This is a genomic window from Sorangium sp. So ce302 (assembly GCF_051530145.1).
In the GTDB taxonomy this organism is placed as follows: domain Bacteria; phylum Myxococcota_A; class Polyangia; order Polyangiales; family Polyangiaceae; genus Sorangium; species Sorangium cellulosum_B.
The window spans coordinates 5857582-5875424 of record NZ_CP150326.1; the positions used below are offsets into that span (position 1 = coordinate 5857582).

Consider the following 17843-nt stretch of genomic DNA (forward strand, 5'->3'; position numbering starts at 1 on the left):
TCCGGCCTCGCCGACGGCCGAGGCACGCAGGCGTTCAGCCCGCCCGCGCGCGGTCATCGCGGTCTTCGCGCCGTTCCGGCGTCCGGCGCCGATGCCGCGGACAGGACCTTTCGCGCGAGCTTGGAAACGCCGATATCCAGCGCGCCCGGATCGAGCCACGCCGCCTTCTCGTAAGGGGAGGCAAGCTTTGCCCGGAAGCGCCAGGGGGCCGCCACCTCGGCGCGCGCCACCGTCACGTCGAGGCGCCGGTGCGTGAGGATGTGGCGCACGCGGCCGACCTCGCGGAGCGCCGCGTCACGCGCGACGCCCACGAGCTCCAGGAGCGCGCGGGCGTCCGCGAGCGAGCGCGCCTCGACCATGGGCGGCTCCCAGAGCCCGCCGAAGAGACCTCCCTCGGCGCGCCGGACGAAGAGCACGCGATCGCCTGACCGCACCACGGCGGCGACCATCGCGACCGCCGGGACGTCGCGTTTCGGGGCGATCACCGGCAGCTCCGCCTGCCGCCCCGTGGCGCGCGCGACGCACGCGCCGTCGACGGGGCAGGCATCGCAGCGGGGATTCCGGGGCGTGCACACGGTGGCGCCGAGCTCCATCAAGGCCTGGTTGAAGCGTCCGGGATGGACGCTGTCCGCCGAGCCCCGCACGAGGCGTTCGGCCGTGGACCAGAGCTTGCGCGTGCCCGAGGCGCTGCGGATGTCATCGTCGATGCCCTCGATGCGGGAGAGCACCCGGGCGACGTTGCCGTCGACGAGCGGCACCGGCTGATCGTACGCGATGCTCGCGATCGCGCCCGCGGTGTACGCGCCGACGCCGGGCAGGGCGAGCAGCGCGGAGACGTCGCGAGGGAGCGCGCCGTCGTGGCGCGCGGTCACCTCGCGCGCGGCGAGGTGGAGCACGCGGGCGCGGCGGTAGTAACCGAGGCCGCTCCAGAGCGAGAGCACGTCGTCGATCTCGGCGGAGGCCAGGGCGAAGACCGTCGGGTAGCGGGCGAGGAAGCGCTCGTAGTACGGGATCACCGTCTCGACGCGGGTCTGCTGGAGCATCACCTCGCTCAGCCAGATCGCGTAGGGGTCGCGCGTCCTCCGCCACGGCAGGTCGCGCGCAACACGGCCGAACCAGGCCTCGAGGGCGGCCGCGATCTCCCGGTCGCGCTCGCCCGGGTCCGGCGCTGCGGGCGGAGGGGCGCCAGCGCCCTGCTCACCGGACGAGGAGCGGCGGCGCGGGGAGCGCTGCCGCGCCTGATCATCCTCGCCCGCGCTCGCACGGCTGCGCGCGGGTTGCTGGTCTGCGCTCGCACGGCTGCGCGCGGGCGGCCGGGACGTCGTGCTCACGCGTACAAGGCCCTGCCTCTGCGCTGTCCACGCGGATCACCGAGGTCGCACGGATCGCCGAGGTTGCGCGGCTGCCGCTCGCGGTGCTCAGAAAACGCTTCCATCGCGCGGGACTCTAGCGCAAGAGCCGACCGCGGTGTCGTCCCGGCGCCCCTGCCCACCCCAGCTGCTCCCTCGGGCAGCGCGCCTCTGCGCCGCGCTGCTCCTCGGGCTCGTCGCGCCTGGGTGCCGCGACGAGCCGCGCCCCTGGGAGGGCAAGCCAGGCCCCGCGGTCGTGCTCTCGGCAGCGCCGCCGCACCCAGCCGCGACGATCGGGACCGGCGGGCTCGCGGACGTCGACGCGGGGCAGGGCGACGGCGACGCCGGAGCGCGCACGGATCTCGATCTGCCGGTCCTCCCGGTGCGCGTCGGCGGTCCCTGGGTACGCTGCTATGGGAACTTCAGGATCAGCGGCGATCCGCTGAAGGACGTGACGCGCCTGTCGCTGCTCTGCGGCCCGGAGAACGGCATGCGCCGGATCTCGCCGAAGCCGATCGAAGGGCAGGTGGCCGAAGGCGGCGCGATCGTCACGGAGAAGCTGCAGGCGGTTCGGGGCGCATGTTACCGGGTGTTCGCCGTCGGCGGACCGGGGGTCCTCAACCTGGACGTCGCCGTGCGGAGCAGCCGCGGGGCGATGATCGCCAGCGACGGCACCGAGGACGCATGGCCGATCGTCCAGCCGGATCGGCCCTTCTGCCCGCTCGAGGACGACAACGCCACCGTGGAGATCAGCGCCCGCCGCGGCAGTGGCCGGTTCGCAGCGGAGGTCTGGATGCTGAAATCCTACAAACGAGCGCGCCAAGGCGACGCTGGCACGGAAGCGGAAGCAGAAGCGGGAGAGGACGAGACGTACGAAATGAACAACGAGACGGACGCCTACGAGGAGCTCTGAGCTGGCGCCGCCTCGACCATCGCCCGATCCACGGACATCGCGGGCGCCACGGCTTCCGTCCGGGTCACTGCAGTGTCCGCTGCCGAGAGATCGAGGGCAGAGCTCTCTCGTCTGCCGGACGCGCGCGAAAGGCTCCCCATCGTCATCAAAATCCGGCAGATCCATGGACCATGGCGCGACGCCGGCACCCTGCACGCACCCCTGCATTGACGTGGCCGCCCCGTCCCGCTAGGGGAGCCCGAGCCATGGCCGACGACACCGAGCCGCTCCGCGAGGACGAAGGGGACAAGGTGGAAGGCGAAGGCGAGAAGAAACGCCTCTTCGAGCGCGCTATCCCGGAGATCTTCAAGCGCGTGGTCGAGCGGGCCGTCGAGAGCGGCATCGACAAGCTCAGCGAGGGGCCCGAGAACCTCCGACACTTCGTGGGCGACCTCAAGCTGCCCAAAGAGGTCCTCCACTACCTCTATACCCAGATCGACGAGACCAAGAACGGTCTCTACCGGGTCGTCGCGAAGGAGATCCGGGATGTGCTCGAGCACACCCAGTTCGCGGACGAGATCACGAAGGTGCTGACGAAGCTCTCCTTCGAGATCAAGACCGAGATCCGCTTCATTCCCAACGAAGCGGCCAAGAGAGACGACAGCCAGGACGAGCCGAGGACCGGGTTGCCGAAGCCGGAGGTCACCGCTCAGGTGAACGTCAAAGACCGAAGCAAAGAGACCGGGCGAGACCGGCGCCGTGAGGAGAAGTGACGACGAAAAAGCTTAGGACGGGCGGAGAAGTCGACGCCTGGTGCACCAAGTGCCGCCTCGATCTTACCCATCGGATCATCGCGATGGTCGGCGACGTGGTGAAGAAGGTCGAGTGCAAGACATGCATGTCGCACCACCTCTACCGCCAGCCGAAGAGCGAGCGGGAGAACCGCGCGGCGGCGCGCGCCTCCGCTCGGAGCAGCAGCGAGCCGCGGGCGGCGTCGAGCTCGCCGCGCGGCGGCACGGAGCGCCTCACGGCCGCCCAGCGCGCCGAGCGCGATCAGACGCTCGCGTGGGAGCGCGCCATCGCGGGGAAGCCGTCCGGGGCGTTCAAGCCGTACCGCGTCACGCTGACCTTCGGCGAGGGCGAGCTGATCCACCACAGCAAGTTCGGCGACGGCGTGGTCGCGAAGGTCATCGATCGGGGCAAGATCGAGATCCTGTTCAAGGATGGCCCTCGGACGATGGCGCACGGGCAGCCGTAACGAGCGCCGCCGCGCTCGCTCGAAGCCCGAAATTTGGGGCTGCCCGCGCGATCGGGTAGCCTCGGTATCGCCTTGGACAACCCTTCGCCCCCTTCTGCGAGCGGGTCCCTGCGCAGGCGGCGATCCCGCGCTCGCTTGCCCGAGCGCGCGCTGCGTTGCGTGGCGATCTGCGCGATCGCCGTCGAGGCGCTCTGGTACGGCATCCACGAGGTCCGCGGCTTCGGCCCGGCCCTCGCCGACGGCGTACGCGCCGTGGTCGGCCCTGCGCCTGTCGCGTGGGCCGAGGACGTGGCCTACGGCGTCGCCGATCGGCTGAACCGGACCATCTACCGCCACGCGGCCCCGAAGACCTTCTGGGAGCCCCCGCCCGCCGCCGCGGAGGCCGTGAAGAGCGCCGAGGGCCCGGAGGCGGAGACGGTCACGTCGCCCGCCTCGTTCCAGCCGCCCTTCCCCGAGGTCGCGGCCACGGGTGACGGCGTCTGGACGCCGATCGCCGACAGCGCCGCCCGGCCCGGCGAGGCGCAGGTGCTCTGGAAGAGCGTCGTGCACCCCGACCCGAAGCGCGTGTTCGCGGCCATCGCCGTGGTGGCGATCGATCTCGGGCGCGTCGACCTCCGGCTGGTCGCGGGCACGAAGGAGCCGTTCTCGCCGGACATCCCGGCAGAGCGGCGCCCTGGCCTCGTGCCAGGAGGCGACGCCGCGGAGCTCGTCGCCGCCTTCAACGGGGGCTTCAAGGCGATGCACGGCCACTACGGGATGATGCTCGACGGCGACACGTTCCTGCCGCCGCGCGACAGGGCGTGCACGATCGCGCTCCACCGCAGCGGCGCGGTGCGGATCCGAACCTGGCCCGAGCTGCGCGACGGCGAGGCCCGCATGGCCGCGTACCGGCAGACGCCGCCTTGCCTGGTCGAGCAGGGCGAGCTCCACCATGCGCTGTACGACTCGAACCGGGACTGGGGCGCGACCGTGAGCGGCGAGACGGTGATCCGGCGCTCGGCGCTCGGCGTCGACGCGACGGGCAAGCTGCTCTTCTACGGGCTCGGCGAGGCCGTCACGGCCCGCAGCCTCGCCCGCGGGATGAAGGCCGCGGGCGCGCACGACGTGGCGGAGCTCGACGTCAACCACGCCTACCCGCGCTTCCTCCTGTACGCTCGCGGCGCGGACGGCGCGGGTCCCCGCGCCAGCTCGGCGCTGATCCCGGACGTGCAGTTCAAGCCCGAGGAGTACGTCGCGGAGCCGGCGCAGCGCGACTTCTTCTACCTGCGACGCCGTCGGCCGTCGGCGCCGCTCGGGATCGCCGATCCGGCGCCCGAAAGCGACGTCCTCGAGCGCGGCGGGCGGTGACCACCGGCCCTCGCCGCGCCCGGAAGAGCGCGCGTCGCTAACGGCGATCGAGCAGGTCGCGCAGGCGCTGCGCGAGGGTCTCGGGGGTGAACGGCTTCTGCAGCAGCGCGAGCTCGCGATCGGGCTCGGCGCCCGCGAGGACGTCCTCGGCGTAGCCGGAGATGTACAGCACGCGGGCGCGCGGGTGGATCGCGACGGCGCGCTCGGCGAGCTCGCGGCCGTTCATGCCCGGCATCACGAGATCGGTGAGCAGGAGATCCACCGCGTCTTCCCCCTCCCGCGCGAGCATCGCCAACGCCTCCTCACCGCTCGCGGCCGAGAGCACGCCGTAGCCGCGCCGCTCGAGCACATCGACGATGAGCTTGCGGACGGCGTCGTCGTCCTCGACGACGAGCACCGTCTCGTCGCCGCCCGCGGGGGACGGCCGCGCGCGAGCGGGCGCCACCTCGGCGCGCTCCTCGACGCGCGGGAGGTAGACGCGGAACGTCGTGCCGCGCCCGAGCTCGCTCTCGACCTCGATGAGCCCGCCGCTCTGGCTCACGATCCCGTACACCGTGGCGAGGCCCAGCCCCGTGCCCTTGCCTCGCGCCTTCGTCGTGAAGAACGGCTCGAACAGGTGCGAGAGCGTGTCGTGATCCATCCCGTTGCCGCTGTCGGTCACCGAGAGCACGACGTAGGGGGGGCCTCCAGCGGCGGGCGCGTCGTCGTCGTCCCGCTCCGCTGGCGCGAAGGACCTCGCCGCTGGGCTCTCGCCAGGCTCGCCCAGGGAGGTCTCGACGACGAGCTTGCCGCCCCTCGGCATCGCGTCGCGCGCGTTCACGACGAGGTTCAGGACGACCTGCTCCAGCTGGCTCTTGTCGACCTTGATCGAGCCGAGATCCCGGCCGACGTTCGTCTGCAGGTCGATGTCCTCGCCGATGAGGCGCTGCAGCATCGTCTGCATGTCGAGCACCACCGCGTTGATGTCGAGCACCTCGCGCTGCAGCGCCTTGCGGCGGCTCATCGCGAGGAGCTGCCGCGTGAGCGCCGCGGCGCGCTCCCCGGCCTTCGTGACCTGGAGGGCGTCGCGCCGCAGCGCGCTGTCGGGCCCGAGGCGGCGGATGAGGAGCTCGCCGTAGCCGAGCATCACCATGAGCATGTTGTTGAAGTCGTGCGCGATGCCGCCGGCCAGCCGGCCGAGCGCCTCCATCTTCTGCGACTCGCGCGAGCGCTCCTCGCGCTGCCGGAGCGCCTCCTCGGTGCGCCGCCGCTCGGTGATGTCGCGGACGAGGACGAGGACGTGCCCCTCGAGGAACGGCATCACCCGCGCCTCGACGTGCCGCTCTCCGCCGGCGCTCGCGACGGCGTGCTCGAGCGCGACCACGGCGCCCGCCTCGTGAGCCTCCTGGCTCGCGCGCTCGAGCCGCTCCCCGAGCTCGAGGGGGAGCACCTCGGTCATGCGCTTGCCCGACAGCGCCTCTGCCGCGACGTGGAGCTCGGAGAGCCGCGGCTGGTTGTAGTCGACGATCTGCAGCTCGGCGTCGAGGCGGAAGCAGAGATCGGGGATGGCGTGAAATAGCGCGCGGAGCTCGCCCGTGGCGCGCGCGCTCTCCCGCTCGGCGCGCCACCGCTCGATGCTCTGCCCGATCTGGCTGCCCACGGACGCAAGGACGCGGAGCAGCTGCTCGTCGCCGCGGTGCGGGGCGCGGCTCCTCAGCTCGATCACCCCGGCGACGCGGGGGCCGCACGGGATCGGGACGGCGCACGCCGCGCGCTCCCAGCCCGGCGCGCGCGCGGCATGCTCGTCGACGTCGTCGACGTCGACGACGCCGCCCACGCTGGCGCGGAACACCGGCGCGCCGCGCTGGAAGGCCTCGCCGACGAGATCGGACTCGGCGGCGAGGGTCGGCCCCTGGCGGAGCATCTCCGCGAGCGCCTCGCGATCGCCGTGCGCCGCCGACCGGGCCTCGACGCAGCGGAGCGCGCTCGCTCTCGCCGCGGACCGCGGCGCGTCGCCCGCGGCGCTCGGCTCCGGCTCCGCGAGCCAGAGCGCGGCGACGTCCCAGCCGAGGTGGTCGATCAGCGCGGCGAGCACGCGCGGAGCAGCCTCCGCGAGCGAGGCCGCCTCGCACAGCGCGCTCGTCGTCGCGAGGTGCGCGGCCAGCCGGGCCTCGGCCTGATGGACCTCGGCCAGGCCGCCTGGCGCTGCACCGGCGTGGACCTGTCCCTCGGGATCGAGATCGTCGTGTGGCACGTGAAGCCGCGGAGCCCCCATGCGCTCAGCCGCCGGTCTTCTCTGCGGCGCCGCTCTCGAGGTGGACCGTCCAGCAGACGGCGCCGGAGGCCGGCTCACCGCCGGGCGGCCCCACACTGATCTCCGCGCGGGCCGGCCCGACGGCCCGGACATAGAGCCGCTGTCCGACGGCGCCGCGCCCGAGCGCGCAGACCGCGCGGCGCACGCGCGGATCGTCCGCCGCGACCTCCCCCTCGTCGTCGGCGGCCATGAACAGGAGCTCGACCTCGGGCTTCAAGCAAGCGCCGACCTCCCGCCAGACGTCGTAGTCGACGGACGGATCCAGGACGTCGGCGAGCTGCCCGTGGCGCGCGCGCCCGACGCGGTAGCGGAACGCGTCGCGCTTCTCCGCGCGGAGCGTGGCCCCGATCCGATCGAACCGGAGCGACAGCGCGCCGAGCGCGGCCGCCATCTTCACGGTGGGCGCGCCCAGGTTGGCCTTGTCCGGCTCCTTGAAGCGGTGCACCTGCACGCCCGCCGGCAGCACGCCGGCGAGCAGCTCCGCGAAGCGCTGGTTCATCCCGAGGCGCCCGCCGAGCAGGATCCTGAGCCCCTGGTAAGGATCCGGCTCCCGCCCGATCTTCGCCACCGCGCCCTCGAGGTGCCGGCGGACCACCTCGACCCCGTCCCGGAACCACGCGTCGATCGCGCCGCCCAGCTCGCCGCGATCGATCGAGAGCGGCACGACGACCGGCTCCCCGTCGAGCCCGACCAGCGAGAGCCGATCCGCGACCGGCGCGCTCGGCCCCCCCTCGAGGAGAGGCCGCAGCAGCTCCTTGAGCGCCCACGCATTGGCGCGCCCATCGGGGGACGGAGCGAGCAGATCTTCCGCGCCGTCGATCGGCTCCTCCTCGGGCGGGCGCTCGAAGGGGATCCGGCGATCGCGCATCGCGGCCTGGCTGGACGAGTACACCCTGTAGGCGATCCGGTGGAGGAGCCGCTCGCCCCCGAGCCAGGGGATCGCCGTCGGCTCGAGGTACTCGACCATCCGCTCCAGCCCCTGGGCGGCCTCGTGCGCCTTCGCGCTCCGCAGGATGCCGAAGGCGAGCCCCGCCTCGCTGGCCCCGGCGTCGATGACGCAGAACGGGACGCCGCCGTCCCGCGGCTGGATCCCGAACATGCGGAACGCCTGGACCGCATAGGCGATCGCGGACGGCCCCCCGTCGACGACCTGCAGGCCGTCCAGGTCGTGGTACTCGCAGAGGCCCGCGGGCAGGCTCCGGAACATGCCGCGGCGGAAGGCGACGAGCACGCTCTCGCGGCGCTCGGGCGACCAGCCCGTCGGCATCGTGATCGCGTAGCGCGTGGAGAGCCCCCGCGAGCGCTGGTTCAGGTGCAGGCCGACGTAGTACGCGTAGAGCTCCAGCGGATCGAACGGGTCGTGCGCGCCGATCCCTTCCTCGTCGATGATGGGCGGCGCCGGCTTCTTCAGCGCCTCCGTCGTGTCGGGGTCGCTCCTGCCCCGGAGGCGGAACGGCTCGCCGCGCTCGGTCCGCTCGCGCAGGAGCGGGAGGGCCGGCAGGGAGGCCGCGGCGCGCTCGTGGACGTCGGCGCCCGGCCGGAGGCGCATGTCGCGCGCTGCGTGCCCGACGAGCACGTCGCCCCAGCGCGTCATGGGCAGGATCACCCGATCGCGCCAGGCCTTCGTCGTCCGGGCCAGCGCCTCGAACGCCACCTCGCTCGGGTTCTCGTTGTCGGCAGACACCCGGAGCGGCGCGTCGGCGCCGATCCGGACGAACTCGGCGCCCCCGCGCTCGCCCCGGACGGCGACGACCGTCGACGCCGCGCCGACGTCCACGGCGACCCAGTCGGCGCGCACGTCGAGCCGCGGATCGCGCCGCTTCACCTCGGGCGGGATCGGGTCCTTGTCGGTCTTTCCAGTGCGGCGGTGCAGCCCGACCACACGGCCCTGTCGTAGGATGGCGATGGACGTCGCGCCGAGGAAGCGCGCGCCGGTCCAGAAGCCCTGCGCGGGATCGACCAGCGTCGTCCCCTTCACCGGATCGAGGTTCGCCACGACCTTCGGGAAGAAGTCCGCGATGTGCTCCGACGAGGCCACCCCGTCGTAGCGCTCGACCTTGATCGACGGCGAGTAGTAGTTCTGGAGCCCTTCACCGTAGATGCGCGGACTGACCTGGATCAGCTTCAGATAGGGGATCGGGCAAGCCTGCTCGTCCAGGCGGAACTCCTGGTAGAGCGCGGTCGGGGCGATCGTGTTCTCCATCTCGGGCGCGATGCGAGGCACGCTCGCGCTCATCTCGGTGCCGAAGTACATGAACTTCGTGCCGGCGCCCCCGGTGAAGGCGGCAATCCTGACCTCGTTGAACGTCGCCTGCCCGACGATGAGCGGCGGTAACGCGATCACGTAATCGAGCACCAGCGTCGTGAGCCAAGGTTGGTCGAAGAGGCGCGATTCCCAGCGCATGACGAGCGTCGGGAACGCGCGGCCCTCGAGGGAGACGATCTTCTCCGCCTCGCGAACCAGCGCACCATCGACGGACAGCTCGTAAACCGGCATACGTGGGCGACATTATCACGAAGATCCCCTGCGCCGGCCCGGGGATCGCGGGAGCGGGGCGTTCGTTGTCCGGCGCTCCGGCGCTCCGGCGCTCAGGCGCTCGGGCGGCCGCGCGCCCACGCCATCGATCCTCGTGTGGGGCGTCCACGCCGCACGGCGGCGGGTGAAGGCGACGCCCGTCGTCGCCCTGCGAGGGCGTAGGCCGGCCTCGGGCGACCGTGCTAGCCTGGCGGCGTGATTTGCTTCTCCGGACCGGGAACGCTGTCATGAATCCGTTGGTCGGCGAGATCATCGACGGCAAGTACCGGATCGTCCGGCTGCTCGGCCAGGGGGGCATGGGCGCGGTCTTCGAGGGCGAGAACGTGCGCATCCGGCGCCGCGTCGCCATCAAGCTGCTGCACGCGAACATCTCGAGCCAGGCCGAGTCCGTCGCGCGCTTCGAGCGCGAAGCCCAGGCCGCGGCGCGCATCGGCTCCGATCACATCTGCGAGGTGCTCGACCTCGGCGTGCTGCCGGACGGCACGCGGTACATGGTCATGGAGTACCTCGAGGGAGAGACCCTCGGGGCCAAGATCGAGCGGATGGGGCGGCTCGGGCCCGAGATCACCGTGCCGATCATGGTGCAGGTGCTCGAGGCGCTCGGCGCCGCGCACGCCGCGGGGATCATCCACCGCGATCTCAAGCCCGACAACATCTTCGTCATCCCGTCGAAGGCCGGCCTCAGCAACTTCGTGAAGGTGCTCGATTTCGGCGTCTCGAAGTTCTCGCCGCTCGCCGGCGCGGAGATGAGCATGACGCGCACGGGCGCGGTGGTCGGGACGCCGTACTACATGTCGCCCGAGCAGGCGCGCGGCTCCAGCCCCGTGGATCAGCGGACCGACATCTACGCCATGGGCGTTCTGCTCTTTCAGGCGACGACCGGTCAGGTGCCGTTCGATGCGGCGACCTTCAACGAGCTGCTCTTCAAGATCGTGCTCGAGCCGGCCCCCCTGCCCCAGCAGCTCGTGCCCGACCTCGACGCCGAGTTCTCCGGCATCATCCAGAAGGCGATGGCGCGCGAGCCGGGGGGCCGCTTCCAGAGCTGCGCGGAGTTCAAGAACGCGCTCCTCGCCTGGGCCGCAGCGCGGCCCAGCCTGGCCTTGCTGACCACGGGACGGACGTCCTTCCCCCGGCTGTCGCTGCCGTCCCAGCCCGAGACGGCCACCCCTCCGCCCACCCGCACCGAGCCGCCGTGGGGTGGCCAGAATGCGCCGGCCGTGCCCGGCATGGGCCAGACGCCGCAGCTGACCGCGAACTCGTGGGGCGCCTCGTCAGGGGTCACGGGCCGCTCGACGCGCCCGCCGTCCAGGATGCCGCTCCTCGCCGCGATCGCCGGGGCGGCCAGCTTGTTCGGCGCGGGCGTCGCCGTCTGGCTCGCCTTCGGACACAGCGGGATGACGGGCGCGGCGACCGCGGATCCGAGCGCGGTCAGCGCGACCGCCATCCCGGCGCCCTCGCCCCCTCCGCCCGCACCGCCGACCGCCCCGCCGTCCGAGCCGATCGTCACCGCGAGCGCCACGGCCGCAGGGCCCGCTCCGCCCGTCACCGCCGAGCCCGTCGCGGCGCCGACGGCCTCCTCGGCCCAGGTGAAGCCGCTCCCGCCGCGCCCACAGCCTCCTCAGACGAAGCCGTTGCCCGTCACGAAGCCGCCGCAGACGACGCCGTCGACGAAGCCGAGCACGTCGCCCCAGAAGCCGCAAAAGCCGGGGGTACCGGGCGACTTCGGCTACTGACACCGGCGCCACGCAGAGCGCTCGGATCAGAACGCGCCGCGCACCCCGAGCCCGGTCGGCGTTACGTAGGGGGCGATCCAGGCGGAGCTCGAGGGCTCCGGCTTGGACGTCAGCTCCAGTACGAGCAGCGTCACGCCGCCGGCGAGCAGCACGCCGCCCCCGACGAGACCGACCACACCGATCGTCTGCTGTGACGCAGCATCGGCGTCGAGCGATTTGATCTGGGCCTGGATCGCCGGGCCGCACTCCGCGCCGGCAATGCTCTGCGATTCGCACCCACGCGCGGCGCTGAGGTCGTTCGCTTCTTTCTGCGTCCCGCTGCTCTTGGCCAGGAACACCGAGCCCACCACGACACCGCCGAGCCCGAGCGCCGTGGCCGCGATGCCTCCACCCAGCATCACCGCGTTCGTCTTTCGCTCCGGGGTGCCAGGCGGGGCGACAGGGGGGACCTCGGTCTGCCCACCGCCCCAGGTGCCCTGCCCTTCGACCGAGCCTCCCGGCGGGGGGACCACGGCCGGGCCTTCCGGGACCGGGATCTTCAGCTCCTTCCGCTCGCCGTCGCCGATGGTCACCCCCTGCTCGATCGGCGCGAGGCCCGGCGGAACCACGACGACCACGTGATTCCCCGGATCGATCGGGCGATGCACGCCGAGCAGCGCGTCCGCGACCGGCTGGCCGTCCAGCTTCACGCCGATCTTCCGGCCGGCGGAGCCCTCCAGCGCGATGCGCAGCGACGCGATCCTGGGCTCGATCCCGGCGAGCTCCTCCCTCGCGTCCTGCTGCGCCCTCTTGAAGGGAGACGGCGCGGTGGGCGGGAGCTCCTCACGGACGATCCTCAGGTAGGTCTCCTTCGCAGCGACGAGACGACCGAGGCGCACCTGTGCGCGCGCCATCAGCAGGAGGTGCGTCGGAGCGTGCACGAGCGCCTCGGCGCGACCCAACAGATCGATCGCCTCCTCGAAGCGGCCGGACGTGAACGCTTCGGCGCCCTGCGTGGCCAGCGACCGGGCCGCTGCTCTGTCCTGGTCCGACTGCGCAAGTACCTCGCCTGTCGGGAGCAGCAGGAACAGCGCCGCAGCGAACGGAACGCATCGTCTCAAGAGCACTCAGGCCTCCTCGCGCGCCACGCTATCACACGCCGTCGACAACGGAACAAATCAGCCCTCGCGGCGCCGCTGCCCGGGCGGAGGCGGGGTTTTCCTGGGCGAAATGCGCGCGGCGCGCGGGCCGCTCGGAGCCGCGCCGCGAGCGCCGGCGCTGGGCGCCCGCGGCGCGGCCGCGCCCGACGCTCCGTGTCGCGGCCGCTGTGAACCGTCCGCACAGCGCGATGGCACCCATTCTGCTGCGTGGAACGCGCCATGGATTGCCTCCGCGCCTCCGCGCCCCTCGACGCGGGACTCCCGTCCTCGGAGCGATTCCTCAGGGGACGCCTTCTCGGGGGGCGGTACCTCGTCGAGCAGATGATCGGCGCCGGCGCGATGGGGCGCGTCTACCGCGCGCGGCACCTCGGGCTCGGGCGCGCGTGCGCGGTGAAGGTCATCCACGAGCGCGTCGCCGCGCCGCGCGTGGGCCGAAGAGCGAGCCACCGCGTCTGCACGACGCGCGTCGCCGCGTCGCCGCGCGGAGAGGGCGCCGTCCACCGAGGCTCGAGCGGCGTGAGCGAGAGGTCGCGCTCCGACGAGCGGTCGCGCTCCGGCGGCGTCCGCGCCGGAGACGCGGTGCTGAGGTTCCATGTCGAAGCGCTGGCGGCGAGCCGGCTCGATCACCCGAACATCGTGCGCGTCCTCGACTTCGGCTGCGAGCCGGTGAGTCTACACGGCGCGCTCGGCGCGAGCGCTGACGGACACGAGGCGACCCCGCCCAGCCTGTGGTACCTGGTCACCGAGCACCTCGACGGCGAGGACCTCATCGACCTCCTGAACGCCGCGCCGATCCTGCCCCCGGAGCGCATCGTCTCGATCATGCGCCAGCTGTGCTCCGCGCTGCAGCACGCGCACGACGCGGGCGTCATCCACCGGGACGTCAAGCCCGAGAACATCCGCCTGGTGCCCCGCATCGACGACGACGGGGCGCCGTTCGAGCAGGTGAAGCTCCTCGACTTCGGGACGGCGAAGCTGCTCCACGACGACCGGTCCGGCGCGTTCGGCGGCTCGCCCCTGCTCCCCGCGCCCGACGAGGACGGCGGCAGGCTCGTCATCGGAACCCCCGCCTACATGAGCCCGGAGCAAGCCGCAGGGCAGCGTGTCGACGCGCGGAGCGACGTCTACGCGTGCGGCGTGCTGCTCTTCGAGATGGCGACGGGGCGGCTCCCCTTCGAGCGCCCGACGCCCGTCGCGCTCGCCGCCGCGCACGTCGAGTCTCCGCCGCCCCGACCGAGCGCGCTCCATCCGGCGTTCGATCCGGATCTGGAGGCGCTGATCCTCCAGTGCCTGCGCAAAAATCCAGAGGATCGCCCGCAGAGCGCGCGCGCGCTGCGCGAGGCGCTCGGGCACATCGCGCTTCGCCGGGCGCGCTCCGCCTCCGACGAGCACGCCGCGCTCAGCCGCTCTCCGCGCCCCTCGGAGAGCGCGCGCCCAGCGACGGCGTCCTCGTCGCGCTGGAGGTCCTCCGCGGAGGACGCCGCCACGGCGCGCTCCGCGGGAGCCTCGACATGGGTGGGCTATCGCTCGCCGTCTCTGCCGGAGAGCGCGCACCTCGATCGGCCCTGCTCTCCGCCGACCACGCGGCGAGACGACTCGTCCGCTCCAACGTGGGTCGGCCATCGCTCCACGCCTTGCCCGCCGGCTGCGCTCGTCGAGGCGGCCTCACCCCCGGCGCCGGATGGCGCGCCGCCGGCGGACGCAGTACCCCCGCCCGCCGAGGCGTCGCCTCCCGCGCACGCTCCGGCCAGCGCCCAGCGCAGTCCGGCGCTCGAGCCCCTCTTCTTGCTTCGAGCGCACCGATCCAGCGGATCGCGGAGCCTGGTCGCGCTGCGCCGACGCCGGCGCGGGCGTCTCGCTCCGGTCGTGATCGGCACCGTCGCTGCCACGGTGCTCGGCGGATCGCTGTGCCTGCTCTTCAACGCTGCAAGCGCCGCGCTCGCCACGCTGACCTCGCCATCCCCAGAGCGCGACGGCGAGGCGCCCCCTACCGCCGAGGGGCGCGCATGGCCGGCGCGCGCCCCGGAGCCGGACCCCACGTGCCCTGCGAGACCGCCACGGTGAACGCCCCAGCCGGGCCGCACGCCGGATCCGCGGCGCTGCTCGTGTGCGCGCGTTGCGGGCGCGGGTACGCAGCGGGACACGGCGGGCCAACGGGCCCGGGCGACGCGCCAGCGCCTGTCCACGCGACGCCCGGATCGAGCTCGGTGCGATCGAGGAACGACAAGCAGACCGACGGCGAGGGCTGAGGCGCGCGCGGTGCGAACGAAGCGCGCACCCCGCGCCCCGAGCGCGCCGAGCGCGCCACGATCCTCGATCTCGCGCGCGCCGCTGCGCGCCGATGTACAGCCGATGCCCAGCGCAGCGCGCCCGATGGCGACGCAGTTCACGCTGGCCACCGGGTCTCCGCTTCATGGCGGTGCGAACGGAGCTCACCGCGCGCGGCACGTCGTCTGCAGACGCTGAGCCGGACGAAACGCTGGACGCTGGCCTCCACATCGACGCGGGAGGACGGGCCTCGGCGTCACGCGGTGTCGAGAGGAGCGAACCATGTCCGTGCTGTTGTGGATCCTGTTTGGCCTCATCGTCGGCGTCATCGCCAAGCTGCTGACCCCTGGCCGCGACCCGGCTGGCTTCGTGGTCACAGCGCTGCTGGGCGTGGCCGGCTCCTTGCTCGGCGGCTTCGTCGGCCGGGCGCTGGGGCTCTATCCGTCGTATCAGTCGAGCGGCGGCTTCTTCACGTCGATCCTGGGCGCCATCGTCATCCTCGCCATCTACAACGCGACGATCGGCCGGCGAGCGACGAGGCCCTGAGCGCTCCCGCCATCGACGGGCTCGCCCCGCCGCGAGGCAGAGAGCTGCCCGAGCAGCGCGGCGGCAGGCACCACGCGGGCCGGCGCGGCGCGCCGATCCAGGCGGAAATCGAGCGCGACGTCCGGCGGCAGCGGCCGGATGGCGCCCGCGCCAAAGCAGCGGTGATAGACGAGATCGCCCGGCCCCGCGCCCCGCCCGCCGAGCTGGTGGCTCCACCACCGCGAGTAGACGGTAGGGCGTTCGGGATCGATCGAGAGCAGATCCGAGCGCTCGAGCTGCACCTCGCCGTGATCATCGCGGTCCGCTGCGCCGTGCTTGGCGGTGAGCCGGCCCCCCTCGCCAACGCTGTAGACGATCCTGAACCCCTCGACATCGCCCTTGCCGTAGACGGCGCGCTGGACTCCCGGAGCGAAGAGCAGCGCGTGCGTGTAGACGAGGTCCACCGCGAGCGCGGGCAGCACGGTCCAGGTCAGCCAGTTGTTGCCCCACGGCCGTTCCTCCGAGAAGAACGCGTAATAACCGACGGAGACCTCGCCGTGCTCTCCGACCGAGCTGCGGTAGTACAGGACGTCGCCGAGCTCGCCCGCGCTCGCGACCGTCGATCCGACACAGATCGGCTGCCGCTCGATGGCCGCGCCGAGCTCCGTCGGCTCCGCCGGCGCACCGGCGACCGGGCACGGCAGCGCGCTCCTGCTTGTGAAGCTCGCGAGGAGGGGGACAGCCAGCGCAGCGATCGGGAGGGAACGGCTCAGGAGATTCCGGACGGGCATCAGGCCGGACAAGGCTAGCGAGCCCGTCGCTATCCGCGCCAACACCAACGGCCGTTCGCGTTCGACGCCTCACGACCGCGGCGCCGAATGGAGATCTCCCAGGTCTCGCGGCTCTCCGCGCCGCGGCGCCGGCGCTGGAGCGCTCGTCAGTCGCGGGGCGCGCCGCGGCTCGCCGGCGCAACGCCGCCGTCGAACGCGCCGATCGCCCTGCCGGCGAGCGCCCCTGCGGCGATGGTCACCGCCGCGATCACGAGCCAGGGCAGGAGTCGAACGCGCCTCAGCGGGCGCGCGTCCCTCCAGTCCGGCGTGACGGCGCTCCTGGCCTCGCTGCGCTCGCCCCCTTCTTCCTGCGCAGAGGGGCGTGCGTCTGTCCCGCGCAGCGTTGGCGTCACCTCGCCGCGATCGTCCCCGGAGCGGCCCGCGGCGATCCGCCGCGGGCCCGTGCGCCCGCGAGACCCGGCGGATCTCCGACAGCCCCGCACGAGCAGCGACCGGTGCCGATCGCGCCCGCTCGCAACCTCGCGCACGAGCGCGGCGATCTCCTGACCCGCGAGCAGCCCGCGTTCGCTCGAGCTCGGCTCGTCGCCGCCGCTCGGCGCTCGGCGCAACGAGGCGAGCACCTCGGCGAGCGCCTCTTCCATCTGCGCCGCGGTCTCGAAGCGGCCCTCGGGATCGCGCGCGAGCGCGCGCCGGATCGCCTCCTCGAGCAGCGCCGGGCACGCGGGGCGGAGCGGCGCGATCGCCGGCACCTCGCCGGAGAGCACCGCGCCCATCGTCGCGCCGTCGTCCTTGCGGTGGAAGAGGCGACGCGCCGTCAGCAGCTCGAAGAGGATCACGCCGACCGCGAAGAGATCGGCCCGCGCGTCGACCCTCTGCCCGCGCAGCTGCTCGGGCGCCACATAGCCGAGCTTTCCCTTCACCGTGCCGCCGTCGCTCGACGGGGCCGCGTCGTCGGAAGAGCACGGGGAGCCGAAGGGGCCGGCCTCCTCCATGCCGCTCATCCCCGTCATCTGCGCGACGCCGAAGTCGATGAGCTTGATCTCCCCCTCGAGCGAGAGGAGCACGTTCTGCGGGCTCACGTCGCGGTGCACGAGGCCGACGAGCTTCCCGCCGTCGTCGCGGAGCCCGTGCGCGTGCCCGAGCGCCCGCAGCACGCCCAGGCCGATCTCGATGGCCGCCTCGAGCGGGAACGGCCGCCCCTCCGCGAAGAGAGAGCGCGCGGCGGCGGCCAGATCGCAGCCCGGGACGTACTCGATCACGAGGTGATGGCGTCCTTCGTGAACGACGAAGTCGTGGAACCGGATCACGTTGGGGTGCTGGAGCCGGGCGCTGATCCAGGCCTCCCAGAGGAACATCCGCACGATCGACGGATCTCGCCTCGCCTCGGGGCGAAGACGCTTCACGACGACGGGGTGGGCGATACCTGCCGGCCCGCGCCGGCACGCGAGGAACAGCTCCGCCATGCCGCCTGCCGACAGGCGCGCGAGCAACGCATAGCCGCCGTCGCCCATGGGCAGGTCCATCTCTCGATAGCGCCACGGCAGCCCTGCCGCGCCCCCCTCGCTTCGCGCCGGCATCCCGAACGCGCGAAGAGAGGACGGCCGCCGCGCCATCCACTGCCGGAGTCGCCCCACCCCGGCCAGCCCCCGGACTTGCCCGCGCCGCCACATCGCGCCTTCGCTATTCACGCTGCATGCCACGGAAAGTGCCGC

At 73.0% G+C, this 17843-nt stretch carries 13 protein-coding genes; 7 read left to right on the forward strand and 6 right to left on the reverse strand.

Annotation, left to right across the window (positions count from 1 at the left end; all coding sequences use genetic code 11):
* Positions 1-53: 53 nt before the first annotated feature.
* The gene (gene mutY, locus WME73_RS22235) at positions 54-1331 is read right to left on the reverse strand and encodes an A/G-specific adenine glycosylase (protein ID WP_437747382.1); all 1278 of its coding nucleotides are present in this window, start codon (positions 1329-1331) and stop codon (positions 54-56) included.
* 136 nt (positions 1332-1467) lie between these two features.
* Between mutY and WME73_RS22240 the strand changes: the two genes are divergently transcribed.
* From WME73_RS22240 to WME73_RS22255, 4 genes are all read left to right on the forward strand, one after another.
* A complete protein-coding gene (locus tag WME73_RS22240; protein WP_437747383.1) occupies positions 1468-2262 on the forward strand; it encodes a hypothetical protein in 795 nt (264 codons plus the stop codon).
* A 245-nt stretch (positions 2263-2507) separates the two neighbouring features.
* On the forward strand, positions 2508-3014 hold the full coding sequence (locus WME73_RS22245) for a hypothetical protein (RefSeq protein ID WP_012236567.1): 507 nt from the start codon (positions 2508-2510) through the stop codon (positions 3012-3014).
* The gene (locus WME73_RS22250; RefSeq protein WP_437747384.1) at positions 3011-3499 is read left to right on the forward strand and encodes a hypothetical protein; all 489 of its coding nucleotides are present in this window, start codon (positions 3011-3013) and stop codon (positions 3497-3499) included. The genes WME73_RS22245 and WME73_RS22250 overlap by 4 nt, the downstream gene beginning before the upstream one ends.
* A 159-nt stretch (positions 3500-3658) precedes the next feature.
* Positions 3659-4846 (forward strand): phosphodiester glycosidase family protein, encoded by a 1188-nt coding sequence (locus WME73_RS22255; RefSeq protein WP_437916979.1) that lies wholly within the window; start codon positions 3659-3661, stop codon positions 4844-4846.
* Between the two features lie 37 nt (positions 4847-4883).
* Here the strand turns inward: WME73_RS22255 and WME73_RS22260 are convergent, their stop codons facing one another.
* Both WME73_RS22260 and WME73_RS22265 read right to left on the reverse strand, forming a co-directional pair.
* On the reverse strand, positions 4884-7079 hold the full coding sequence (locus tag WME73_RS22260; protein ID WP_437916980.1) for an ATP-binding protein: 2196 nt from the start codon (positions 7077-7079) through the stop codon (positions 4884-4886).
* Between the two features lie 25 nt (positions 7080-7104).
* Entirely contained in the window at positions 7105-9636 is a 2532-nt protein-coding gene (locus WME73_RS22265; RefSeq protein ID WP_437916981.1) for a hypothetical protein, read from the reverse strand.
* Between the two features lie 266 nt (positions 9637-9902).
* Here WME73_RS22265 and WME73_RS22270 point away from each other — a divergent pair, with 266 nt between their 5' ends.
* Positions 9903-11408, forward strand: coding sequence for a protein kinase domain-containing protein (locus tag WME73_RS22270; protein WP_437747388.1), 1506 nt, complete (start codon positions 9903-9905; stop codon positions 11406-11408).
* Between the two features lie 26 nt (positions 11409-11434).
* On the opposite strand, the gene WME73_RS22275 is transcribed toward WME73_RS22270, so the two are convergent.
* The gene (locus tag WME73_RS22275) at positions 11435-12514 is read right to left on the reverse strand and encodes a tetratricopeptide repeat protein (protein WP_437747389.1); all 1080 of its coding nucleotides are present in this window, start codon (positions 12512-12514) and stop codon (positions 11435-11437) included.
* A gap of 252 nt (positions 12515-12766) precedes the next feature.
* On the opposite strand from WME73_RS22275, the gene WME73_RS22280 reads away from it, so the two are divergent.
* Together WME73_RS22280 and WME73_RS22285 are read left to right on the forward strand one after the other, a co-directional pair.
* Entirely contained in the window at positions 12767-14611 is a 1845-nt protein-coding gene (locus WME73_RS22280; protein ID WP_437916982.1) for a serine/threonine-protein kinase, read from the forward strand.
* A gap of 486 nt (positions 14612-15097) precedes the next feature.
* The gene (locus WME73_RS22285; protein ID WP_437747391.1) at positions 15098-15361 is read left to right on the forward strand and encodes a GlsB/YeaQ/YmgE family stress response membrane protein; all 264 of its coding nucleotides are present in this window, start codon (positions 15098-15100) and stop codon (positions 15359-15361) included.
* On the opposite strand, the gene WME73_RS22290 is transcribed toward WME73_RS22285, so the two are convergent.
* Together WME73_RS22290 and WME73_RS22295 are read right to left on the reverse strand one after the other, a co-directional pair.
* Positions 15322-16131 carry a hypothetical protein gene (locus tag WME73_RS22290; protein ID WP_437747392.1) on the reverse strand — a complete coding sequence of 270 codons (810 nt, stop codon included), beginning with the start codon at positions 16129-16131 and terminating at the stop codon, positions 15322-15324. The genes WME73_RS22285 and WME73_RS22290 overlap by 40 nt on opposite strands.
* 146 nt (positions 16132-16277) lie before the next feature.
* Complete coding sequence (locus WME73_RS22295) at positions 16278-17708, reverse strand: serine/threonine-protein kinase (RefSeq protein ID WP_437916983.1); 1431 nt, start codon at positions 17706-17708, stop codon at positions 16278-16280.
* Positions 17709-17843: the final 135 nt, after the last annotated feature.